Annotated in this window: 18 protein-coding genes, 1 tRNA gene and 1 other RNA gene; 5 read left to right on the top strand and 15 right to left on the bottom strand. The window is 60.3% G+C overall.

Annotation, left to right across the window (positions count from 1 at the left end):
* Positions 1-541: 541 nt before the first annotated feature.
* The 5 genes from bilS to tadA form a co-directional block, all read right to left on the bottom strand.
* Entirely contained in the window at positions 542-1,081 is a 540-nt protein-coding gene (gene bilS / locus DXD39_RS09990) for a flavodoxin family protein BilS (RefSeq protein WP_233541175.1), read from the bottom strand.
* Between the two features lie 336 nt (positions 1,082-1,417).
* Positions 1,418-3,277, bottom strand: a complete 1,860-nt coding sequence (locus DXD39_RS09985; RefSeq protein WP_117803972.1) for an ABC transporter ATP-binding protein — start codon at positions 3,275-3,277, stop codon at positions 1,418-1,420.
* The gene (locus tag DXD39_RS09980) at positions 3,278-5,122 is read right to left on the bottom strand and encodes an ABC transporter ATP-binding protein (protein WP_117803971.1); all 1,845 of its coding nucleotides are present in this window, start codon (positions 5,120-5,122) and stop codon (positions 3,278-3,280) included.
* 327 nt (positions 5,123-5,449) lie between these two features.
* Positions 5,450-5,545, bottom strand: an RNA gene (gene ffs / locus DXD39_RS09975) — signal recognition particle sRNA small type.
* Between the two features lie 457 nt (positions 5,546-6,002).
* Positions 6,003-7,784 carry a tRNA adenosine(34) deaminase TadA gene (gene tadA, locus DXD39_RS09970; RefSeq protein WP_117803970.1) on the bottom strand — a complete coding sequence of 594 codons (1,782 nt, stop codon included), beginning with the start codon at positions 7,782-7,784 and terminating at the stop codon, positions 6,003-6,005.
* Between the two features lie 51 nt (positions 7,785-7,835).
* Between tadA and DXD39_RS09965 the strand changes: the two genes are divergently transcribed.
* Positions 7,836-7,925, top strand: a tRNA-Ser gene (locus DXD39_RS09965).
* Positions 7,926-7,928: 3 nt separating this feature from the next.
* Here the strand turns inward: DXD39_RS09965 and DXD39_RS09960 are convergent.
* On the bottom strand, positions 7,929-8,513 hold the full coding sequence (locus DXD39_RS09960; RefSeq protein WP_099432361.1) for a TetR/AcrR family transcriptional regulator: 585 nt from the start codon (positions 8,511-8,513) through the stop codon (positions 7,929-7,931).
* 211 nt (positions 8,514-8,724) lie between these two features.
* On the opposite strand from DXD39_RS09960, the gene DXD39_RS09955 reads away from it, so the two are divergent.
* Positions 8,725-9,276 carry a LemA family protein gene (locus DXD39_RS09955; RefSeq protein WP_082421874.1) on the top strand — a complete coding sequence of 184 codons (552 nt, stop codon included), beginning with the start codon at positions 8,725-8,727 and terminating at the stop codon, positions 9,274-9,276.
* A gap of 479 nt (positions 9,277-9,755) precedes the next feature.
* Here DXD39_RS09955 and DXD39_RS09950 read toward each other — a convergent pair whose 3' ends face one another.
* A complete protein-coding gene (locus DXD39_RS09950; RefSeq protein WP_117774105.1) occupies positions 9,756-10,808 on the bottom strand; it encodes a branched-chain amino acid aminotransferase in 1,053 nt (350 codons plus the stop codon).
* A 288-nt stretch (positions 10,809-11,096) separates the two neighbouring features.
* The gene (locus DXD39_RS09945; protein WP_117582947.1) at positions 11,097-11,744 is read right to left on the bottom strand and encodes a DedA family protein; all 648 of its coding nucleotides are present in this window, start codon (positions 11,742-11,744) and stop codon (positions 11,097-11,099) included.
* A 224-nt stretch (positions 11,745-11,968) separates the two neighbouring features.
* Here DXD39_RS09945 and cysE point away from each other — a divergent pair, with 224 nt between their 5' ends.
* Positions 11,969-12,673 (top strand): serine O-acetyltransferase, encoded by a 705-nt coding sequence (cysE, locus tag DXD39_RS09940; RefSeq protein WP_117803969.1) that lies wholly within the window; start codon positions 11,969-11,971, stop codon positions 12,671-12,673.
* Positions 12,674-12,781: 108 nt separating this feature from the next.
* Here cysE and DXD39_RS09935 read toward each other — a convergent pair whose 3' ends face one another.
* The 4 genes from DXD39_RS09935 to DXD39_RS09920 form a co-directional block, all read right to left on the bottom strand.
* The gene (locus DXD39_RS09935) at positions 12,782-14,788 is read right to left on the bottom strand and encodes an ABC transporter ATP-binding protein (RefSeq protein WP_117803968.1); all 2,007 of its coding nucleotides are present in this window, start codon (positions 14,786-14,788) and stop codon (positions 12,782-12,784) included.
* A gap of 1 nt (position 14,789) precedes the next feature.
* On the bottom strand, positions 14,790-16,514 hold the full coding sequence (locus DXD39_RS09930) for an ABC transporter ATP-binding protein (RefSeq protein ID WP_117803967.1): 1,725 nt from the start codon (positions 16,512-16,514) through the stop codon (positions 14,790-14,792).
* Positions 16,514-17,014 (bottom strand): MarR family winged helix-turn-helix transcriptional regulator, encoded by a 501-nt coding sequence (locus DXD39_RS09925; protein WP_117648383.1) that lies wholly within the window; start codon positions 17,012-17,014, stop codon positions 16,514-16,516. The genes DXD39_RS09930 and DXD39_RS09925 overlap by 1 nt, the downstream gene beginning before the upstream one ends.
* A gap of 181 nt (positions 17,015-17,195) precedes the next feature.
* The gene (locus tag DXD39_RS09920) at positions 17,196-17,486 is read right to left on the bottom strand and encodes a CDP-alcohol phosphatidyltransferase (protein ID WP_199572186.1); all 291 of its coding nucleotides are present in this window, start codon (positions 17,484-17,486) and stop codon (positions 17,196-17,198) included.
* A 295-nt stretch (positions 17,487-17,781) separates the two neighbouring features.
* Here DXD39_RS09920 and DXD39_RS09915 point away from each other — a divergent pair, with 295 nt between their 5' ends.
* Complete coding sequence (locus DXD39_RS09915) at positions 17,782-18,303, top strand: nitroreductase family protein (RefSeq protein WP_117638091.1); 522 nt, start codon at positions 17,782-17,784, stop codon at positions 18,301-18,303.
* A 63-nt stretch (positions 18,304-18,366) separates the two neighbouring features.
* Here DXD39_RS09915 and DXD39_RS09910 read toward each other — a convergent pair whose 3' ends face one another.
* The 3 genes from DXD39_RS09910 to DXD39_RS09900 form a co-directional block, all read right to left on the bottom strand.
* Positions 18,367-18,942: a hypothetical protein gene (locus DXD39_RS09910; protein ID WP_147347925.1), complete on the bottom strand. Its 576-nt coding sequence runs from the start codon at positions 18,940-18,942 to the stop codon at positions 18,367-18,369.
* 84 nt (positions 18,943-19,026) lie between these two features.
* Positions 19,027-20,244 carry a helix-turn-helix domain-containing protein gene (locus tag DXD39_RS09905; RefSeq protein ID WP_117803965.1) on the bottom strand — a complete coding sequence of 406 codons (1,218 nt, stop codon included), beginning with the start codon at positions 20,242-20,244 and terminating at the stop codon, positions 19,027-19,029.
* Between the two features lie 266 nt (positions 20,245-20,510).
* On the bottom strand, positions 20,511-21,545 hold the full coding sequence (locus DXD39_RS09900) for a YeiH family protein (RefSeq protein ID WP_117803964.1): 1,035 nt from the start codon (positions 21,543-21,545) through the stop codon (positions 20,511-20,513).
* 192 nt (positions 21,546-21,737) lie between these two features.
* On the opposite strand from DXD39_RS09900, the gene DXD39_RS09895 reads away from it, so the two are divergent.
* Positions 21,738-22,439, top strand: coding sequence for a GntR family transcriptional regulator (locus tag DXD39_RS09895; RefSeq protein ID WP_117803963.1), 702 nt, complete (start codon positions 21,738-21,740; stop codon positions 22,437-22,439).
* The last annotated feature ends 88 nt before the right edge of the window (positions 22,440-22,527 follow it).

The raw sequence follows: 22,527 nt of genomic DNA, 5'->3' as shown, positions 1-22,527 counted from the left end.
GGGCCACATTAAGTGGCCCCCTTTGCGTGCGGAACTCGCGACAGACCTTTCCCGCGCCTCCGCCTGCCGCCGCCCCTCACCCGTTGCGAGTTGAGTGGGCTGATGAGAAGCTGCGCTCGCCTCGTAGCAGAAGCGTAGCCTGGCATGCGCATCGCGGAAAGCTTGTCCCGGAATTCACGTCCGGAGTGGGATGCGGTTTCCGCTTGTGGCTCCGTTGGGAAACTGCATCCCACTCTGATCGCAAATTCCGGGTCGCATTTTCCGCCAGAGCCCTCAACCGGAAACTGCATCCCACTCCAAAGGCAAATTCTGGGACGCACTTTCCGAATCCCCATCCATCCGGAAAGTCCGTCCCACTCTGAATACATCCAGCGAACGCATGCGAGCGTGTCGTCCAGGACGGTCTCGTCATCGGGGTGATGGAAAATGTCACCCCCAAACGCTTGCCACGGTTGCGCCCACAAGTGTCAAGAAAAAGCCTCGAGAATCTCGAGGCTTTCACGTTTGTACGATTGAACGCGCGGCACCGCGAACGGCGAAGTTACTCGCCCAGCACGGCCTTCTTGGCCGCCGCCGCCATGTTGTCCAGATCTTCCTTGGTGGGATGGTCCTTCGCGGCAACCCAGTTGTCGAGCAGCATCTTAAAGCGGGCGTTGTCGGGATCTTGCTCGAGCATGGCCTCGTAGCGCTGCTTGACCGCAGGGCCCATCTTACCCTGGCACATCGCCCAGCCCGCAAGCTCGGCATCCCCAGCCAAATTGGAAGTTACGCGGTCGATAATCTGCTGGTAATAGCTCTGGTCGGCGCCAAAGCCGCAGGTGCCAAACAGGAACACGCGCTTGCCGTGCAAGGCGGAGAGCAACGCCGCGACCGAAGGCGTGCACGCGCCCTTGTCGCACCAAAAACCGACGAGCACTGTGTCGGCCGCGCAGGCGCCCTGCGCCTCGAGCGCAACCTGGTCTGCATCTGCATCGTCACTCAACGCCGCGGCATGGACAAACTCAACGCCCGCAGCCTGCAGAGTGCGCTTGATCGCGCCCGAAACCATCCTGGTATTACCGCTCTTGCTGTTAACCACCATTGAGCACGTCATAGTCACGTTGCCTCGTTTCCCCCAAAACTAAAGCCACTAATGCAATTTATTAGATGAATATCTTAGTACTAACGTGACAGATGTAAACCACCGTCTGTCGATTGGCGACGCAGACGACATCTTTGGACAGATTTCGAACATGTATGTACTTCGGACTGAAACCGCCGCAGAACGTTTCACGAATGGCCGAAAAACTGTTTCACAAAACGCCGTCAAATTGTTTCACGAAATACCGTCAAATTGTTTCACGCGCTGGTAGAACGCTATATAACACGATCGCTCTATGGGACAAACAAACCTGATTAATTTGCCCCACGGGCTTGCTCACTGAGCAAACTGGCTGCGGTAGAGTTCGGCGTAGAAGCCGCCTGCCGCTAGCAGCTCGTCGTGCGTGCCGCGCTCGATAATCTCGCCGTCGCGCATCACCAGAATGCAGTCGGCGTTGCGGATGGTGCTCAGGCGGTGCGCCACCACAAAGCTTGTGCGGCCAGCCATAAGCTCGTCGAATGCTGCCTGCACCTGCAGCTCGGTGCGGGTATCGATGCTCGACGTTGCCTCGTCCAGCAGCAAGATCGCCGGGTCGGTAAGCATGACGCGCGCGATGCACAGCAGCTGTTTTTGACCCTGGCTAAACGTGCCGCCGTCCTCGCCAATCACCGTGTCGTAGCCGCCTGGCAGCTGCACGATAAACTTGTGCGCATGCGCGCGCTTGGCCGCCTCGATAACCTGTTCGCGTGTGGCATCGGGACAACCGTAGGCAATGTTGTCCGCCACTGTGCCCTCGAACAGCCACGTATCCTGCAGCACCATGCCAAAGGCACGGCGCAGGCTCGAGCGCGTGTAGTCGCGCGACGAACGCCCGTCTACCGAGATGCGGCCGGCGTCGATATCGTAGAACCGCAGCAGCAAATTGATGAGCGTTGTCTTGCCACAGCCCGTAGGACCGACCAGGGCAAAGCGCATGCCGGGCTTAGCCTCGATGCAGATATCCTGCAGCAGCTTGCGGTCGGGCACATAGCTAAAGTCCACGTGTTCAAAGGTCACCTCGCCCTGCGGGGCGACAAGCTCCACGGCATCCGCCGCGTCGGGCTCCTGCTCGCGCGCATCAAGCAACGCAAACATGCGGCGCGCCGAGGCGTACGCGGTCTGGATCTGCGTGATGACGTTCGTGACCTCGTTGAACGGCTTAGTGTACTGGTTGGCGTAGGACAGGAAAATCTGCACGCCGCCCACCGTAAGCGCCGCTGGCACGGCCGTGATCACGCCCACGCAGCCGATCACAGCGACCACGGCATAGATGATGTTATTGATAAAGCGCGTGCCGGGGTTGGAGAGCGAACCCATAAACTGCGCGCGTTCACCTGCTGTATAGAGCTCGGCGTTAAGGGCATCGAAGCGCTGCTGAGCGTGCGGGCCGTAGGCGAAGGCGTCCACCAGCTTTTGCTCACCCACATACTCCTCGATATGACCGCCGAGCTGCCCTTGAATACGCTGCTGAGCCGTAAAGCTTTTGTTGGAGAGCTTGGCGATGGCGCCAGCTGCAAAGATGGAAAGCGGCGTGACGAGCACCACCACGAGCGTCATGGCCAGGTTAATGGAGAGCATAAACGCGAGCGTGCCCACGATGGTGATGACGCCGGTAAAGAGCTGGGTAAAGCCCTGCAGCAGACCGTCGCCCACCTGATCGACGTCGTTGACCACGCGGCTCATAAGGTCGCCGTGGGCATGGCTGTCGACAAAGCCGAGCGGCATGCGGCTGAGCTTGTCGCTCGCCTCCACGCGCATGTCGCGCACCGTCTCGTAGGACAGACGGTTGACGCAGTAGCCCTGCAGCCACTGAAAGGCCGCAGCACCCATCACGACAATCGCGAGTTTGGTAACGAGCGGCAGCAGCGCATCGAAGTCCACCTGCCCGGTGGCGACGATCAGGTCGATGCCCTCACCAATGAGGATGGGCGTGTAGAGCTGCAGAATCACCGAGATGGCGGCGCTCACAAACGACGCCGTAAACGAAATACGGTGCGGGCGAACATAGCCCAGCAGGCGGCGCGTCACCGCGCCCACGGGATAGCGCTCAGGGTCGCCGGGCTGGCGTGGGCCGTCACCCAGGTCGTTGAGGTTATCGTTGCCGGACACATTAGCGGTCATCGTGGCGACCGAACCGGAAGAAGTATACGGGTTCATCTAGCAACCCTCCTTTGAGCAAGTAGGCGCAGGGGCAGTCGGGGCGGACGCGGGCACCGTGCTCCCCTGCTGGCCCTCGAGCTCCTCGCGGCGCAGCTGCGACTGGCAAATCTCGCGATAGAGCTGGCAGCTTGCATACAGCTCGTCATGCGTGCCCAGGCCCGCAACCGATCCGTGGTCGAGCACGCAGATCATGTCGGCATCGCGCACGGTCGAGACGCGCTGGCTCACGATGACCGTCGTGAGCGGCAGCCCGCCCTCGGCGGCACCGCGCACGATGCGCTCGCGGATGGCATGGCGAAGCGCCGCGTCGGTCTTAAAATCGAGCGCCGAGGCGGAGTCGTCCATGATCAATATCTGAGGCGAGCCCACCAGGGCGCGCGCGATGGTCAGGCGCTGGCGTTGGCCACCGCTGAAGTTCTTACCGCCCGCCTCGACCGGGGCATCGAGCCCCTGCGGCTTGTTGCGCACGAATTCGCTGGCCTGCGCCATATCGAGCGCCGCCCAGAGCTCATCGTCGGTCGCTGACTCGTCACGCCAGGTCAGGTTGCTGCGGATGGTGCCGCTCACCAGCGACGCGCGCTGCGGGACGGTCGCGACCACATGGCGCAGCTGGTCGAGCGGCCAGGCGCGCACGTCGGAGCCCATCACGCTCACACTGCCGGTGCCTGCATCGTACAGGCGCGGGATGAGCGAGACGAGCGTGGACTTACCACTGCCCGTACCGCCGATAATGCCGAGCGTCTTGCCCAGCGGGAGTTCCAGCGTCACATCGTTGACAGCATTGGCCGCGCCGGCGCCAAACGAGAAGCTCGCATGGCTCAAGCTCAGCGCAGGAACGGGAGCGACATTGCCCGGCTTGGGCAGCGCGACCGGCTGGTTGCCCTCGTCGGTGATGCTCGGCACGCAATTGAGCACCTCGTTGATACGTGACGCACTGGCGCTCGCCTTGGTAAAGACCACGACCAGGTTGGCGACGTACACGATGGAGGTCAGGGTCTGCGTCATGTAGTTCACAAACGCCATGACCTGGCCCTGCGTGAGCTCGCCCACGTCGACCTGGATGCCGCCCACCCACAGGATGGCGCACACGCCCAGGTTCATCACCAAAAACGTGACGGGATTAAGGATTGACGAGAGCTTGCCCACCGCGATGGCGGTATTGGCCTGGTCATCGGCGGCTTGGGCAAAACGCTCGCGCTCGTGGTCCTCACGCACAAAGGCGCGAACAACGCGGGCGCCCGAAAGCCCCTCGCGGCAGATAAGCGCGATGCGGTCGAGCTTTGCCTGCAGCTGCTTGTAGTAGGGAATGCAGCGCGCCATGACAAACCAAAACACCAGGCCGATGGCGGGCGTGCAAATCAAAAAGATCATGCCGAGCTTAAGGTCGATGGCAAGGGCCGCGCACATAGAGCCCACCGCCAAGAAGGGCCAGCGGATGAGCATGCGCACGCCCAGCGCCACGGCAAGCTGCACCTGGTTGACGTCGTTGGTGATGCGGGTGATAAGCGACGGCGTGCCAAAACGGTCGAGCTCGGCATAGCTCAGCTTATTAATGCGCTCGTAGAGCGCACCACGGATATCGGTGCCCATGCCCTGCGAGGTGAGCGCCGCCATCTTTTGGCAGACGAGCGTAAACGAGATGCCGATCACAGCCATGGCGGCAAGCACCATGCCGTAGTGGACGACGGCGTTGACATCGTGTGCGCCGATGCCCTTATCGATCATCTGGGCAATCACCAGCGGCGTAAGCAAGTCAAAGATCACTTCGATCAACTTGCACGCAGGGCCGATCACCATATACCTGCGAAACTTACCACCAAAACGCCTGAGCAACTCAATCATAAAAAGGCGCTCCCTATCATCATCTCTCTTCAATCTGATTCATGATAGTACGGCGAACCCTGAAGATGCGTAAGCAACTCGTTACAGAAGAGTCTTGAGCGGTGGTAAAAAACGTCACAGTTTTGGCGCAGTCAGCGAGCGACATAACGCCAGGGATTCAATTATCAGATAAATGTGACCCTTCAGGCAGTTTTGGTCGGCTACCCGCGAGTGCCGGCAGGGCGCTTGGTAGTCGAGCGATCCCGCAGGCAAAGCCGAGGACCAGCGAGACACCAAACAGCCCGCCGGCACCGGGACCGCATCGCGGCACCAAAAAAAGCGCCCGTGCGCTCGATGGATTCGGATGCCCGACAGAGGCTCCTTATGGCTGCTTCCTTCCGGACCTGACCAGATTCGGAACATGTCGTCATCCGAACCCATCGAACGCGCTAGGCGCTCGGTATATCTTACCTGCTCCCGCCCGATGGGGCAAGACAGCTAATTTGGGACGGGGCTTTTTTGACTACTTTTTGACTGGTGGGGCATCAGGGTGGCGAAAGTAGTCAAGGAGGCCCCGTCCTAAATAGACTGATCTGGTGCTGTGCCACGAAAAGGGCCCATCTACTACGTTTAGGTCGCAGGGGTCGACCATAGCCGACTTTTTCGGAAATCGGCAAGCTCTCTACCTGCGGTTTTAATTTCACAAAATCCGGGATGGTCGAGGTAGCTCGGTCAAACGTAGTAGATGGCCGCATTTCGTGGCAAACGGTCCGACCCAAAGCACAAGGCGACCAGCCTCGGATGGCCATTCACGAAGTTGCGGTGGAATACGGACTGAATTGGCGCCTTAAAGGCAAAAACACTCCGTATTTCACCGCAAGTTATTGGGGAGGGATTGGTTTTAGAGGCGGCCAAGGTCGTAGGCTCGCGCGGCAGACTCGCCGGCGCAGATGAGGTTGGTTGCGGCTTCTTGCGGATCGAGCGCCCGCTCCAGGTCCATGGGCTTGCGACAGATCGGCAGGACAAGGTCGATGCCCTGCTCGTACACCGCATCCAGGTTGTCGGCGCGACCGCCCACGACAGCGGCCACCGGCTTGCCATATCGCTTGGCACGGCGGGCCACACCCACCGGCGCTTTGCCGGCGGCAGATTGCTCGTCCATATTGCCCTCGCCCGTTATGACCAGGTCGACATCGCGCACATGTTCGTCAAACCCAATCAGATCGAGCACCGTCTCCACGCCCGAGCGTAGCTCCGCACCGAGCGCCAGTAACGCCGCGCCCAAGCCACCGGCAGCGCCCGCTCCGGGCACGCCGAGCACCGAGCCAAATGTCCGTGCGCCCTCGGGTGTGCGCAACAACCCCAGGGCCCGAGCCTCGACAATTGCCGTATCGAGCAGACGACCGTAGCCGACCATCCAGCTGTCGCACCTGCTCAGCGCCTCGGCGTCACCCGTCGGCAAGCCTTTCTGCCCGCCAAACACCGCCAATGCGCCCCGACGCCCTACGAGCGGATTCTCGACATCCGAAAGCACAACGATACGAGCACCATCCAAAGCCTGCAGCGCTGGCGCCAAATCAACGCTCGCCACCTGCTCAAGGCCGGCAAGACCGGGGGCGACATCGCAGCCCCGATCATCGACCACACGCGCGCCCAGCGTCTGCAGCATGCCGGCGCCGCCGTCGTTGGTGGCGCTGCCGCCCAAGCCAATATAGATAGTCTTTGCACCCGCGCGAACCGCATGAAGCATCAGTTCGCCCACGCCATAGGTCGAAGCCGCAAGCGCCGACGACTCCGTGCAAGGCGAATACCCAATGCCGGCCGCCTCGGCCATCTCGATGACCGCGGACTCGCGCTCGACATCAACCAGCATCCGGGCAGGCACACGCTCGCCCAAGGGACCTGCAACCTCGCAGGTCACAACCTCACCGCCGCACGCGGCAATGGCGTCGAGCGTTCCCTCGCCGCCGTCTGCCAGCAGCAATGTGCACACCTCGGCATCGGGCCAAACGCGGCGCACGCCTTCGGCAACGACCCCCTCTGCCTGCGCACTCGAAACGCTGCCCTTAAAGGAATCAATCGCCAGCAGCACACGGCGAGGCCGGCGCTGCACGGGACCAAAGTCGAGCGTCTCGCCGGCAAGATCCTCGCCGTCAGCAAGGGCCTCGGCATGAGCGGCATGTGCCTCAAGATCGGCCCCACAACCGCAGCCAGTACCATCGGTGCCACGCAGCCCACTAAAATAGCCGCTCAACACCTCACGACACTCATCCGCCAGGACCCCAGTCGCCACATTAAACCGATGATTCAGGCGCGAGTCGGCATTCAAATCGTATAGGGATCCCAACGCGCCCGCCTTGGCGTCGCTCGCGCCATACACGCAGCGCCCCACGCGCGCGTTAACCATAAGGCCTGCGCACATGCAGCAGGGCTCGAGCGTTACGTAGACCGTACAGTCGGAAAGGCGCCAGCGGCCAAGCGCCTGGGCGGCGGCGCACAGGGCCGCGAACTCTGCATGCGCCGAAGGGTCCTGGTCGAGCTCGCGCCGATTGTGCGCCCTCGCGACGATCTCGCCGTCGCGCACCACTACGGCTCCGATGGGCACCTCGCCCACCGCCGCGGCGGCTCGCGCCTCCGCCAACGCCTCGCGCATGAACTTCTCGTCGATTTCGGTGATCGTCATCGTTCGCCTTCCCTGTTGCAAATTCAAAACGATGCTATCATTACGACTCACGGAGAGATGGCAGAGCGGTTGAATGCGGCGGTCTTGAAAACCGTTGAGCGCGAGAGCGTTCCGGGGGTTCGAATCCCCCTCTCTCCGCCACTTTTAGTGATGCACCGGTGTCATGGTCCGCTCAAACAGCGCATCGACCACGTCGGCCATCTCGGGTCGACGCTCAAGATCGTGGCCCGATTCCCACCATATCGTGAAAAGTCGAATAATACCGCCGGCGACAAACTCAGACGTCGTCTCGAGTGACACGGGGGCCAGGGCATCCTCGGCAAGCACGTTCATCACACGCTCGCGGATGGAGCGGGCAATGCGGTCGCAAATAACGTTGGTCAGCATTCCCGACATGCTGCTCGCCAAAATGTTGTCCATGAGCTGCTCATGGGCCAGAATCAGGTCCATGGCATCGTCCAAAATCGCGTGCCGAAGCGCGCGCACGTCCTCGGCAGACACTGTGCCGGCCTCATCGGGCTGTTTTTGCGGCAAGCCGGACATGAGCTCATCGATATAAAAGGCAAAGTAATCGTTCTTGTCGCGAAAGTGCTTGTAGAACGTCGTGCGGCGAATCATGGCGCGGTCGCACAGCATGGCAACCGTCAGGTCCTCAAAACGATGCTCCTCGAGAAGCTCGGTGAAGGCATCGAACAGGGCACGGTAGGTTTTCTTAATGCGAAGGTCCACTGGTATCGCCATCCTCAGGGCAAAGACAACACTCGTCAATCTGTCGCATATCTTACACCTGTACCTCGCGCGTTTTACCCCGGTGCCGACCCCGCCGAAAACATAACGCTTACCGGAAAGTTCGGCACGACAAAACGTTGCGGGTATACTAGTAGCGTTATACCAACGGCAGCTGGCGCATGCCGCCGCGGCCATTCGAAACGGAGACATCATGATTACCGTCATCATCGGCATCGTTGTTGTCATTGTGATTGTCTGCGCCATCGCCGGCATCTACAACAACATGGTCACCAAGCGTAACCGCATCGATAACGCCTGGCAGAACATCGACACGCAGCTGCAGCGCCGCAACGACCTGATCCCCAACCTGGTCGAGACCGTCAAGGGCTACGCCAAGCACGAGCAGGAGACGCTCTCCGCCGTGATCAGTGCGCGTAACACCGCCGTCAAGGCCACCACGCCCGAGGCCAAGATGGAAGCCGACAACGTGCTGACCGGTGCGCTGCGCCAGCTCTTCGCCGTAGCCGAGGCCTACCCCGACCTTAAGGCAAACACTAACTTTACGCAGCTGCAGGCATCGCTCGAGGATACCGAGAACAAGATTAGCTATGCACGCCAGAGCTACAACGACTGCGTGCTCAGCTACAACAACGCCATTCAGACGTTCCCGGCTGTCATCTTTGCCGGCATCTTCCAGTTTAAGGAGCGCCAGGGCTTCGAGGCCGCCGAAGCAGCCCGCCAGGCCCCGACCGTCAAGTTCTAGTAGTTTGGCAGCGCATCCTTAATCGGCCAAATGTATAAACCGCCCCGTCGAACGCATACTTCGACGGGGCGGTTTCCTTTTTCGCGAAGGTCCCCCTCTAAGCGCCGTGCATTTTTAGGAGTATTCAACATAACCAAGAGCTTCGGGCGCTACGATAAATGCCAAAGACCGCGAATGTCCCTGCAAATCAAAACGCTGTCAGCCCATAACCCCGCCCATCATTCGTAGAAAACATCGAGAAATCCCGATTTTTGCCCGAGGTCGGTATGCAGGGGCCTTCGATTGCAGAATACTCGCAAAAATGCACGTCGCCACCACCCCCACATGGCGCGAACCAAAACAAAAGCACGGCCTTCCTTTCCGGCGCACTCCGCAGGACGAAAGAACCTCCGCCGCACGAAGTGCGCAGCGGAGGTTCTTTCATGTCCGAGGACGCGCCGGAAAGGTAGGTTGCCCTCGGGCCGAACAGCTATGGCAGCTTACGCCACGGTATAGACCCAGTCGTGCTTGTCCTCAACAGCACCAGACTGGATACCAGTCAGGGTCTCGCGGAGCTTCTTCATCACAGGGCCGATCTCGGTGTAACCAGCCGGGAAGGTCACGGTCTCGTCGGCGCCGTAAACCTTGTTGTCGATCTCGCCCACCGGGGAGATGACGGCAGCGGTGCCGCACAGACCGCACTCGACGAAGGTGCCGGCCTTAACCTCGGCCCACTCGACGGGGCGCTGGTCGACGGTTATGCCCAGGTCCTGAGCAACCTGAACGAGCGAACGGCGGGTGATGGAGGGCAGGATGGAGTCGGTGTGCGACTGAGGAACGACGAGCGTGCCGTCCTCCTTCACGAACAGGACGTTGGCGCCACCGGTCTCCTCGACATAGGTGCGGGACTCGGAGTCGAGATACAGGTTCTCGGCATAGCCCTCGCGATGGGCCTCCATCGTGGGCTTGAGGGACATGGCGTAGTTGAGGCCGGCCTTGATGTTGCCGGTGCCGTGCGGCGCCGCACGGTCATACTCGGAAACGCGCAGCTTGACGGGCTTAAGGCCACCCTTAAAGTACGGACCGACCGGGGTCACGAGAATGCGGAACGTGTACTCAGGAGCGGGAGCCACGCCGATCACGTCACCGGAGCCGATCATAAACGGACGCACGTACAGGGTCGCACCGGAACCGAAGGGCGGAACCCAGGCGGCGTTGGCAGAAACGACCTGCTTGACGGCCTCAACGAACTTGTCCTTGGGGAACGGGGGCATCTCGAGGCGCTGGGCAGAGTTATACATACGCTCAGCGTTCATGTCGGGACGGAAGCAGACGATGCTGCCGTCCTCGGCGGTGTAGGCCTTCAGGCCCTCAAAGACCTCCTGGCAGTAATGGAAGATGCCCCCGCACTCGGAAACATGCAGGGTGTGGTCGGTGGTCAGGCCGCCCTCGTCCCACTCGCCATCCTTCCAATGAGCCTCGTAGCTGTAATCGGTTTTCATGTAGCCAAAGCCGAGGCTACCCCAATCGATATCCTTCTTCTCGACAGTCATATGTCGCTCCTTACATACACAGTTGCATACTCGCGAACCCGCACGCAAAGACCGAAGCCGACCGCGTCGCAACGTCGCACGCCCGGAGCGTAGAGCCGGACGGGACACGCGAACGGCATCAAAGCCGATGGCACGTCGATTCGCATGCACGAGATTGTACTCCCCGTACGCGTCTGATAAAACGCTTTTCTTTAACTAAGTAAAGTATTTTCATTTGACCGAAGTAGAAAGGCCCGCCACCGTAAAGGGTGACGGGCCTCAACGGCACGGTTTGCGCGCCGGCTCGAGCTACGCGTTCTTTTTGCCCAGCTTAGCCTTAACCAGACCGACCACGGTCGGGATGATCGACACGGCGACGATGCCGATAATCAGCAGCTCAAAGTGCTCCTGCACAAAGGGAATGCCGCCAAAGAAGTAGCCCAACAGCGTAAAGACCGTCGACCAGGTAATGCCGCCCAGCACGTTAAAGATGACAAAGTTGCGCCAGTGCATGCCGCCCATGCCGGCGATGAAAGGCACAAAGGTGCGGATAAACGGGAAGAAGCGACCCAGGAAGATGGCCAGGTGGCCCCACTTGTCCAGGAAGTCCTCGGACTTTTTGATACGCTCGGGCGTCATGGCCTTCACCTTGCCCGAGGCGATGATCTTTTGGCCAAAGAAATGACCGATCATAAAGTTGCACTGATCGCCCAAGATAGCAGCCGTCCATGCGACGGCCAGCAGAGCCACGATGTTAAAGCCGCCGTTGTGGGCAAAGAAACCTGAGGCAAACAGCAGCGAATCGCCGGGAAGGAACGGGAAGAACACCACGCCCGTCTCGATAAAGATGATCAGGAACACGCAGCCATAGGCCATAAGCGGGCCGGCAGCAATCCAGCTGGCGATCGCGGTGCGCGGATCCTTAAGCAGCTCGGCGATAAAATTGATGAAACCCATGAAGTAAAACCTCTCAGTTGTGGGCGCGGACACGTCCAAGTTGACCAGTATACGGTTGTGACGCGGCAACGCACACGACCTTACAAAAGCGTGACTTCATTACCAGCAAGTTTGCATAATTGACACCTGTCGCGCAAAGCCGAGCAAGATTGCTCTTCCTAATCCCTAGCGAATCGCTATACTTTATTGAATTGCATTGTCGCGGCGCTAAGGGAGGGCGGCCGGTGAGCTTTATCAATACCATTCGCGAGGACATCAAGACCGTCCAGGCACAGGACCCCGCCGCGCAAAACGGCCTAGTCATCTTCCTTTCTTACCCCGGCCTGCACGCCAAGTGGAACCACGTGCCCGAGCACTGGCTGTGGGAACATGGACATCGCTCGCTCGCCCGCGTGCTCTCGCAAATCACCCGCCATATCACTGGCGTCGAGATTCATCCTGCCGCACAGATCGGCAAGCATTTCTTTATCGACCACGCCATGGGCGTTGTCATCGGCGAAACCGCCATTGTGGGCGACAACTGCGTGCTCTATCAGGGCGTCACACTTGGCGGCACCGGCAACGAGACCGGCAAGCGCCACCCCACCCTGGGCAACAACGTCACCGTGGGCACAGGCGCCAAGGTGCTCGGCAACATTCGCATTGGCAACAACGTCAAAATCGGCGGCAACTCGGTTGTCGTCAAAGACGTGCCCGACAACTGCACCGTCGTGGGCGTGCCCGGCCGCATTATCAAACGCAACGGCTGCCGCGTGTTCGAGGAGACCTTCGACGCCAAGCAGCATCGCGAGTACATGCCCGACGACGCAGCCGAGCAAAGCGCCCTCAACCGCCAAGGCATCACCGAGAACGCACGCCGGGTCAAAGAGCTCGAGCAAGAGGTGGCCGAGCTTAAGGCCCTCGTCGCCAAACTCGTGGACGAACGCTAAAAGCGGACGGCCGCCGACAACATCGACGCCAACGCAAAGGCGCGCCAGGGAATCCATCCCCGGCGCGCCTTATTCCTGATGTGACAAAGGGACTATTCCTTTGTCACATTATGCGAACTGGCTCAGGTAGAGGTCGGCATAGGCGCCCTCGGCAGCCAGCAGCTCCTCGTGCGTTCCCTGCTCGATAATGTTGCCGTGATCCATGACCAAAATCAGGTCGGCATCCACGATCGTCGACAGGCGATGCGCAATCACAAAGCTGGTGCGCCCGCGCATGAGCGCGTCCATGGCGCGGCCGATGGCAAGCTCGGTGCGCGTGTCCACGCTTGAGGTCGCCTCGTCCAGGATGAGAATCGCCGGGTTGTTGAGCAGCACGCGCGCGATGGTCAGCAGCTGGCGCTGACCCTGGCTAATGCTCTCGGCATCGTTGGCCACCCGCGTGTCGTAGCCCTGCGGCATGGTACGCACAAAGAAGTCGACCTGCGCGGCGCGCGCAGCCGCCACGATCTCGTCGCGCGTCGCCTCGGGACAGCCGTAGGCGATGTTCTGCGCAATCGTGCCATCAAATAGCCAGGCGTCCTGCAGCACCATGCCAAACTGCTGCCGTAGCTCGCCGCGGTCCATGCGGCTCGTATCCACGCCGTCGAGCGTAATGCGCCCGCCGTCAATCTCGTAGAAGCGCATGAGCAGGTTGATGAGCGTCGTCTTGCCTGCGCCCGTGGTTCCCACCACGGCAATCTTCTGGCCCGGCTCGGCGGTAAACGACACGTCGCGCATAAGCGGCTTGTCAGGCGAATAACCAAAGCGCACGTGCTCAAAGGAGACGCGGCCCTCTACGCGACCCGGCAGCTTGGCGGCCTCGTCCGGCAGCGGATCGGCTTCCATCTCGGGCTCATCGAGCAGGTCGAACACGCGCTCCGCACTCGCCAGCGCGCTCTGCAGCGAGTTAAAGGTAAACGACAGCTGCGTCATGGGTTCGGACGCCTCGTAGATAAACTGGAAGAACGCCTGGAACACGCCGACGGTCATGTGACCGGCAACCAGCATGCTGCAGCCCACCAGTGCGATCACGATCTGCGCCAAACGGCCGATAAAGCGTACCGCAGGGCCGACGGCATTGATCATAAAGTCGGCCTTGGCACTCACGCGCGCCAGCTCGCCCGAGGCCTCGTGCACCTCAGCAGAGCTCTGGTGCTCGCGGTTGAATGCGCGAATCACCAGACGGCCCGAGTAACCCTCCTCAACCGCGCTCGTAATCTTGGAGACCCATTCCTGGCGCTCACCGGTTACGTCATGCGTGCGGCGCGAGACCACCTTGGTCACCAGCAGCGATACCACCGTAAAACCCAAAAAGATCAACGTGAGCCTAACGCTATAGACGAACATCATGATGATGGCGCCCGTCACGGTGCCGATCGACACCAGCAGCTGCAGCAATCCGCGCTGCATGCTCTCAGACATCTTGTCCAGGTCGTTGGTCGCGCGGCTGACTACCTCACCGGGGCGATGCGCATCAAAGTAAGCGAGCGGCAGACGGCTGAGCTTTTGCGCGATGCGGTTGCGCAGGCGCAGGTTGAGGCGCTCAGCAACACTCGACATCAAAAAACTCTGGAGCGCATAGAACGAGGCAGCGGCCGTCCAGATCATAAAGTAGACGAAGATGGTCTTGCCGCAGTTCTCCCAAGTGATGTTGAAGGTGGTTCCGTTGGCAAACGCCACCTGAATGTGGCCCCACAGCTCATCGATCACGCGGGCGCTGTATGCCGGCGCGGCGGTGTTAAAGATGACGTAGAACACGATGCTCGCGAACACGATGTAGAAGCGCCAATGGTCGCCGACGGCCTCGCTCCACAGGCGGCGCACCGTCGTCCAGGTATCCCGGGGCGTCTCGCCCTCTTCTTCGTCGTCCACGTCGCGCATACGCTCTGCCTCGGCGCGGGCACGCTCGTCCTCGGCACGCTCGTTTTCCTCGTAGAGCGCTTGGCGGCGAGCCTCGCGCTCGACTGCAGCCTTGGCGGCGTCATCCAGCTCGGTCGACGTGACAGCCGTTTCCTCGACCAGCCCCGCGGCAACGGCGTCATCAACGCCGCCCTGCTTCTCGAGCTCCTCGGTCATGCTACTCACCTCCCTTCATCTGCGATTCCGCGATGGCGCGGTACACCTCGCAGGTTTCCATAAGCTCGCCATGCGTGCCCAGGCCCACGACCTCGCCATCCTTGAGCACGACAATCTGGTCGGCGTGCAGAATCGTCGAGATGCGCTGCGCGATGATGAGCACCGCGGCGTCGCGCGTCTCGTCCTGCAGCGCATGGCGCAGGGCCGCATCGGTCTTAAAGTCCAGGGCCGAAAAACTATCGTCGAAGATATACAGATCGGCATGCTTCATGAGCGCACGGGCGATGGCCAGACGTTGGCGCTGGCCGCCCGAAAAGTTCGTACCGCCCTGCACCACCGGGGTATCGAGCCCCTGCGGCTGATCGAGCACAAAGGTGCTCTGGGCAACCTGCAGCGCATGAAGCATGTCCGCCTCGGTCGCGTCTTCGTTGCCAAAGCGCAGGTTGCTTGCCACGGTGCCCGAGAACAGCCACGCCTTCTGTGGCACGTAGGCGATGCGCCCGCGAATCTCACCTTGCGAAAGCTCGCGCAAATCGACGCCGCTCAAGCGAATGGCACCCTTCGTGGCATCGTGGAAGCGCAACAGAAGCTTTGCCACCGTCGACTTGCCCGAGCCCGTCGAGCCCACAATCGCTGTCGTCTGACCGCGACGACAGGTAAAGTTCAGATCGCACAGCGTGTCCTCGTCGGCGTCGTCAAAGCGAAACGACATATGATCGAACACGGCAACCGCATCAGCCCCGTCCTTTGAGTCGGACGCGGCCGCATCAAGCGTACGCTGGCCATCGACGATGCTCGGCTCAATCTCCAGCACTTGCTGTGCACGGCTTAGACATGCCGCGGCGCGTGGCAGCGTTAGCACCACCATCTGCGCCATCATCACAAAGAACAGGATCAGAAGCGCGTACTCCAGCACCGCCGAGATGCTCGCGATCTGCATGGCGTGGGCGCCCACGCGGTTGCCGCCAACCCACAGCACCGCCACCTCGGCGATGTTCATCAAAAAGAAGCTTGAGCTGTCGAGGCCCACAAACAGGTGGTTGACTTTGATGGCGTTGGCGGCGTAGTCGCTGAACACCTCGTCCAGGCGCCGCTCCTCGTGACGCTCCTTGTTAAACGCACGGATGACGCGCACGCCCACGATGTTCTCGCGCAGCACCACGTTCATGCGGTCGATAAAGCTCTGAAGGCGCATAAAAATCGGCGCGGCGTTAGCCACCGTAAAGACCGCCGCCACCAGCACGATCGCAACGACCACGCCCAGCAGCGTGCCCATGGCGGGATCGACAAACCAGGCGAAGATGATGCCCGCCACAGCCAAAAACGGCACGGGCAGCACCAGCTGAATCGTCTGCAGAATCGCCTGCTGAATCACGTTGATGTCGTTGAGCGAGCGCGTGATCATCGATCCGGTGCCAAAGCGCTCAAAGTCGCTGGCCGCGAGCTCGAGCGACTTGTCGTACACGGCATTGCGGATATCGCAGGCCACGTTGGCGGCCAAGCGCGCCGAAAGATAGCAGCCCAGCACCGCGCCGCCGCTGGCCATGCCGGTCGCGATAAGCATGTAGAGGCCATTGCGCAAAATGTAGTCGACATCACCCGTGGTGATACCGGTGTTGACCATGTTCGCCAGCATCGTGGGAACCAACAGCGTGCCGACGTTATCAACCAGCAGCACCAGCAGCGTCACTGCGATAAGCCCTCGATAGGGCTTCAGAAACCTCATTAACAGTCGCACGACTCCCCCTCACCTTGATTCTCGGCTTGGCTCTCGGCAGCGATATGCTGCTTAAATGCCTCGCACTCCTCACCGAGCACCTGAGAGAATTTTCCGATCAAGCGCATAATCTCGCGCTGCTCACACGGCTCAAGCGCGCCAAAGGCTCGCTGCTCGGCCTTGAGTGCCGGCAGCGCATAACGCTCGGCAAATCGCCTGCCCTCTTCGGTCAGGCTCACAACCTTGTTCTTACGACTGCCTTCGGCAAACTCCAACGTTGCGAAGCCCCGCGCCGTCAAGGTTTTAATGGCCGAGTTGATGGTCTGCTTGCTGTAGAACCATTCGCTTGTCAGACGGCTTACGGCAATACTGCCGCCCGCCGTGCTGGTATCGACGAGCATCCAGTAAGCGCAGTCCGAAAGGCCGCAGGCGCGCGAGAACTCCGAATAGATATGGTCGAGTCCATTGAGCAACCGGTCGAAGTCGACCAGCGTAACCGCACTATTCATCTATCCCACCATTCGATTGTCCGATTTTTGACCAATTTTATATCTCTAGATTAGTCCGAGTTTTGACTATCGTCAACAGGCTCTCCGCAAACGCGTGCACTTTTATGGCCTATCGGCAGAAAAAGACCGCCGGCGCGGGGGCGGCGCCAGCGGTCACGTGAAAATCGGGTTTTATTGCCTGTTAGGCAGCGACGGCCTCGTAGACCGTAGCGCCCGCAAAGCTGTCATGCAGGCTCTTGCCGCAAATCCAAGGCAGCTCAACAACCTCGCAGACCGTATTGACCAGCTCGGAGCAGTCAGTAAAGTGGCCCTTGTCGTTGAGGGCCTCGCAATCCTGAACACGCCAATAGCCATCGGTGTGCGTGATGTAGTACTCGTGATCGTCAATCATCACAAAAGCGCGCGTCTTGGAACGCAGCAGCTTCAGAAATCCTTCGAAGTCGGTCTCGACGACATCTCCAGCCTGGAACATGATAGTTACCTCCTGGCCCGGCGCCACCACGGCGCATTGATAAACGTTGGTACTCCTTTAGTAAAACCTTTATCAGAGGTTATACGTTCGTCATTTAGGCAAGTGGTAAAAAACCGCAGGGTAGACGGGATAAAACGTTTAACCATCCCATTTGTTTGTCACATTCTGAAGGTACTTTTATGCAAACCTACTTTCCCAATTGGAATCTATCCTTTTGGCCGGGCAATTGACCGTCTATCGTTTGAGCCCGACGGGTATGAACGGGGCATCTGCAACGCCACTACAAGGAGGCACCATGGAGACTATCGAAGCGCTCATTCACCGCCGCAGCTGCCGCAAATACAGCGATCGTCCCGTCGAGGCCGAAAAGCTTGCACGTATTATCGAAGCCGGCCAATATGCACCGAGCGGCATGGGCCGCCAGCCGGTGACGTTTGTCGCCGTCACCGATCCCGCGACCGTCGAGCGTCTCTCGCAGCTTAACGCCCAAGTCATGGGTAGCAACGGCGACCCCTTCTACGGAGCCAAAACGGTTGTGGTGGTACTGGTCGACCGCAACGTGCCCACGCATCTGGAAGACGGCTCGCTCGCCATGGGCAACTTGCTCAACGCCGCCTATGCACTGGGTGTCGATTCATGCTGGATTCACCGCGCGCATGAGGTCTTTGACTCGCCCGAGGGCCTGGAGCTGCTGGCCAGCTGGAGCCTGCCCGCCGACGGCAGCCTGCGCGGTGTCGGTCACTGCATTCTGGGCTATGCCGAGGACACGCTACCCGAGCCCAAACCCCGCCGCGACAACGTCGTCTACGTAAGGTAACCCAAGAGCGTCATAGGGGTAGCTAATTTGGGACGAGGCTATTTTAGCCACCCCACTCGCAACTTATCTTGCCGATGGAGTTGTCGTCGTTTCGTTCGTGTGGGTCGTTTCGGCGCCGTCGCCCTGTTCGCCCTCGTCCTTTTGAGCGTCGGCGATGGTGGAGGCTGCCGCGACCATGCCGCGCTGGGGCGCGACGCCCGTCTGGGTCTGAGCGCCCTCGACAACTTCTGTGCCTGCATGCGCGAGCTCGGGCGATTTAAACACCGCGTCCAAGTTGGCGCCACCGCCGGCGTAGCCAAGCGCAGCGAGTGCGATGACGATCACTGCAACGACGACCGCGATCGGAACATAACGATGCCAACCAGCCGGATTGAGTCCGCTGCGACGAGCCGCCCCGCGGCTGATGTAACCGAGCGTGCCGTCGTGCTTGAGCTTTGAGCCCACCACGCACTTGCGGCCCCACAACGAGGACTCTGCCTGCATGGCCAAGCGGGCGCTTGCCGAAGGATAGCCGTATTTAGTGCGCTTGAACGAACCATCAAACCCCGAGGCGTGTTTGCCCCACGTCACCGATGTCGTGCGTCGGTTGACCGGCGCGGCGCTCCGCCTTCTGCGGCTCGGTTTTGTAGTCTCAGCCATACGCCCCCGCACGCCGTAACCAAATCGAAACAATAACGCTTTGGACTGTAGCACACGCGTCGCGCGCGGTCACGGGCGCCTCGCTCAACGGTCATCGTCCTTCAGTAAGCGCCACAGCGTTGTTCGGCTTATGCCCAGCACCTCCGCCGCACGGGTTCGGTTGCCGTGGAGATGATCTACAACCAGATGCGCGATATCTCGCTCGGTATCGGCCAGCGGTCGCAGGATATACAGGTCGCTTTCGAGTGTCGGGGCGCCAAAGGTTGCGGTCTTAATCACGTCCTCTTGGGCGAGCACTTCCTCCGCCACAGCGCGATCCACCGTGCCCGCCCCCACCAATATATACAGTCGTTCCGAGACCTCGCGGAGCTGCAGATAATTGCGCGGCCAGCGGTAAGCATCGAGTGCCTTCGTCGCCGCGGCAGACAGCGTGGGCGCTGCCGTCCCAAATGCACCAGCGAGATATTCCAAATAGCGCGCAACCTTCGTCGACGCGGCTCCCTGCTCGACGATTGCCGGCGCCACGCTCACCGCACAGGCGAAGCGCTCGGTCACAAAGGCGGCTTGATCACTTTCGCTGCCGCCCGGCATGTCATTCGCCGTCAGCACCACATGGCAGCGCGTCGCCAACGCAGTGTCGGCCATCGTGGAAACGAGCTCGCGAAGGCGCTGGGGGCCAACCGCATTCCAGCCCGCAATGCAAAGTGTCAGCCCCGTTTGGAACAACGGCGATTCGGCGCTTTTGAGCACGTGGCGCCAACCGCGATCGGTAAGCTCATCGAGCGCAACGGCAACAAAGGGTTGATCGGCAAAAGGACCGTCCAGATAGAGGCGCTTGGCGATCTCGACCTGACCCGCTCCCAGCTCGCCCTCGAGCATAAGGGGCACGCCGCGCGCGTAGCTCTCGGCGACCGGCGCAGCTACCGAGGCCGCCCCCTCAACGATGCCGTACGCGCTCGATTCGTAGCGGGCCTCAACTTCGTCGGCGTTGAGCCACTCGATGCCCGCATGTGCCGCGGCGCCGCGCACCTCGCGGACCACGATGACCCAAAGGCCCCCGCCTTCTTTGTCGGCGGGGCGAACGGTCAGGCTCAGGCGCGTACCCGCGCGCCCCATAATCAGACGCGCGCCGTCTCCTATACGGTCGAGACGATCAGCGACAAAAGCCGCCACATCCCGCTCAAGCGCCGCGTCATTCATGGTCGAAATCGCGACGTCCCCACGCGCATCGATTGCCAATGCCGAGGCCCCGGCAGCAGCCAGGGCCTCGGTCAAGATGTTCAGCTTGGCATCGCTATTCATGATTTGCCCCTGTCCGCGGCGACGTACAACCGCCGACGGTCGCACGACCGAGTGTTTCAAAATTGAACGATATTGCTCACCAAACACTATAGAGCAGAAAGCGCCGTCCTGCGAGTATAGGTGTTGCCCCGCATCGCCATCCTGGCGGGGCGATAAGAGCTCTTCGGGACTTATAAACCTGCGGACAAGCCATACCCGCAAGAGCTCCTATCGCTCCACCGCAGGCATGCGCTCACCAGCAACCAGCACGCGAATAAGCTACTTCTCTACCAGATTCCCAGCACGTGCTGCATTCCCAAACTCATGCACGCAATGCCAATCCAGCAGCAAAAGCCCAGCGCGATGGGCTTGCCGCCCTTTTTGACCAGTTCGACGATATCGGTATTAAAGCCAATAGCCGCCATGGCCATCACGATAAAGAACTTCGAAAGCTCCTTGATGGGCGCCGTGATGGACACGGGAAGCTGAAGCACCGTGGTGATTACGCTCGCCAGCACAAAGAACAGCACAAACATGGGAAACGCGCGTTTAAGCGAGAACGTGCTTTTGGCGTCGCCGCCGGCCTTGCGCGCCAGATGCATCTGCCAGCATGCGAGGACCAACGTGATGGGAATAATGGCCAGCGTCCTGGTGAGCTTGACCACTGTGGCACTCTCGAGCACATTGGCACCGGGATGCATACTGTCCCAAGCACTCGCCGCAGCCGTTACGGACGAGGTGTCGTTGATGGCGGTGCCGGCAAACAGGCCAAAGCCCTCGTTGGTCAGCCCGAGCATACCACCGAGCGTCGGAAACACGAGCGCCGCGATAACGTTAAACAGGAAGATGACCGAAATAGCCTGGGCAATCTCGCGATCGTCGGCATCGATGACGGGTGCTGTCGCGGCGATGGCAGAACCGCCGCAAATCGATGAACCCACACCTACAAGCGTCGCGATCTTGCCCGGCACGTTCATAACGCGGCAGAGTACAAAGGCAATGACAAGCGAGGTCGAGATCGTCGCCACGATAATCGGTAGCGACTGGGCGCCCTTGGACAGAATCTGCGAGAGGTTCATGCCAAAGCCAAGCAGGATAACCGCGTACTGCAAGACTTTTTTGGACGTATAGGTGACGCCGGCGGCGAGCTGTTCGCGGCGATTCTTGGGAAAGACGAGCGCCAGGACCATGCCAAAGAGGATGGCAAATACCGGCCCACCGACCACCTCAATTTGTTTGCCGAGCAACGTTGCGGGAATGGCGATGATCAGGCAGAACAAGACACCCTTCCAGCGCTCGCGTACGATATTCGCCAGTTGCATATGGGATTCCTTCTTTCTATTTCACGTTTGCGACGGCTTATGATACGGCAACGTTGAGCGCAATCCCGTACAAACGCAGGCAAAAATGTCGCAAAAGTTATCGGGCGGCGATTGAATTTCCACCGCAGAGAACTGATTCGCGGCATAATAAACAACTGGCATATGAGTGTGGAAGAACGTTTGTGAGGCGCTATGGAAGAATCGATGCACATCGGCGAGCAAGAAACGAGCCTACAGGACCAGTCCTACCACACCATTCGACGCAAGATCGTCTATCTGGACTACAAACCGGGCGAAAAGCTGGGCGTCAAGCAGCTGTGCGACGACCTGGATATGGGGCGCACCCCTGTGCGCGAGGCACTGGTGCGTCTGGCGCAAGAGGGCCTGGTGCGCACCGTGCCCCAAAGCGGCACCTATGTCTCGCCCATCAACCTCACCCTTGCCGAGAGTGCCTGCTACATTCGCGAGCACCTGGAAAAACAGGTGATTGTAGAGTGCTGCGCGCGCGCCACCTCGGCAGGCGTCGAGCAGCTCGACCGGGCCATCGCGTTGCAGGAAAAGGCCATGGCCGAAGAGGATCGCATCGGATTCTTTTTAAGCGACAACCTCATGCACCGCATGATCTTTAGCATCGCATGCCGTAGCACCGTGTGGTCGTGGCTCGAAGAGACCAATGCCGACCTGGAGCGCTTCCGCTGGCTGCGTGCCGCCACGCAGGTTCTCGACAATCAGGACATCGTGAACGAGCACAAGCAGATTCGCCGCGCTATCGCCGGTCGCGACCCTATCGAAGCGAGCTTTTTAGTCAGCAAGCACCTGCACATGATGTTCCGCAACCAAACCGAGGTTCTGGACCAGTTCCCCGAGTACTTCGAGACCAGCAAGCTCCGCTAACCCGCCAAAACCACCACAAAGGGGACAGGCACCTTTGTGGTGGTTTCTCCGTACAAAAAGGCCCGGCTCCGTCTGATGACGCGGAGCC

The organism is Collinsella sp. TM04-29, assembly GCF_003466565.1.
Classification (GTDB): domain Bacteria; phylum Actinomycetota; class Coriobacteriia; order Coriobacteriales; family Coriobacteriaceae; genus Collinsella.
The sequence above is the reverse complement of the archived record's forward strand: the minus strand, read 5'-3'. Positions and strand labels throughout refer to the sequence as shown.

Coding starts and splice junctions, on each gene's coding strand:
- bilS (WP_233541175.1), bottom strand. CDS start 1,081: ATGGTGGTTAACAGCAAGAGCGGTAATACCAGGATGGTTTCGGGCGCG.
- DXD39_RS09985 (WP_117803972.1), bottom strand. CDS start 3,277: ATGAACCCGTATACTTCTTCCGGTTCGGTCGCCACGATGACCGCTAAT.
- DXD39_RS09980 (WP_117803971.1), bottom strand. CDS start 5,122: ATGATTGAGTTGCTCAGGCGTTTTGGTGGTAAGTTTCGCAGGTATATG.
- tadA (WP_117803970.1), bottom strand. CDS start 7,784: ATGACGATCACCGAAATCGACGAGAAGTTCATGCGCGAGGCGTTGGCG.
- DXD39_RS09955 (WP_082421874.1), top strand. CDS start 8,725: ATGATTACCGTCATCATCGGCATCGTTGTTGTCATTGTGATTGTCTGC.
- DXD39_RS09950 (WP_117774105.1), bottom strand. CDS start 10,808: ATGACTGTCGAGAAGAAGGATATCGATTGGGGTAGCCTCGGCTTTGGC.
- DXD39_RS09945 (WP_117582947.1), bottom strand. CDS start 11,744: ATGGGTTTCATCAATTTTATCGCCGAGCTGCTTAAGGATCCGCGCACC.
- DXD39_RS09935 (WP_117803968.1), bottom strand. CDS start 14,788: ATGACCGAGGAGCTCGAGAAGCAGGGCGGCGTTGATGACGCCGTTGCC.
- DXD39_RS09930 (WP_117803967.1), bottom strand. CDS start 16,514: ATGAGGTTTCTGAAGCCCTATCGAGGGCTTATCGCAGTGACGCTGCTG.
- DXD39_RS09925 (WP_117648383.1), bottom strand. CDS start 17,014: ATGAATAGTGCGGTTACGCTGGTCGACTTCGACCGGTTGCTCAATGGA.
- DXD39_RS09920 (WP_199572186.1), bottom strand. CDS start 17,486: ATGTTCCAGGCTGGAGATGTCGTCGAGACCGACTTCGAAGGATTTCTG.
- DXD39_RS09915 (WP_117638091.1), top strand. CDS start 17,782: ATGGAGACTATCGAAGCGCTCATTCACCGCCGCAGCTGCCGCAAATAC.
- DXD39_RS09910 (WP_147347925.1), bottom strand. CDS start 18,942: ATGGCTGAGACTACAAAACCGAGCCGCAGAAGGCGGAGCGCCGCGCCG.
- DXD39_RS09905 (WP_117803965.1), bottom strand. CDS start 20,244: ATGAATAGCGATGCCAAGCTGAACATCTTGACCGAGGCCCTGGCTGCT.
- DXD39_RS09900 (WP_117803964.1), bottom strand. CDS start 21,545: ATGCAACTGGCGAATATCGTACGCGAGCGCTGGAAGGGTGTCTTGTTC.
- DXD39_RS09895 (WP_117803963.1), top strand. CDS start 21,738: ATGGAAGAATCGATGCACATCGGCGAGCAAGAAACGAGCCTACAGGAC.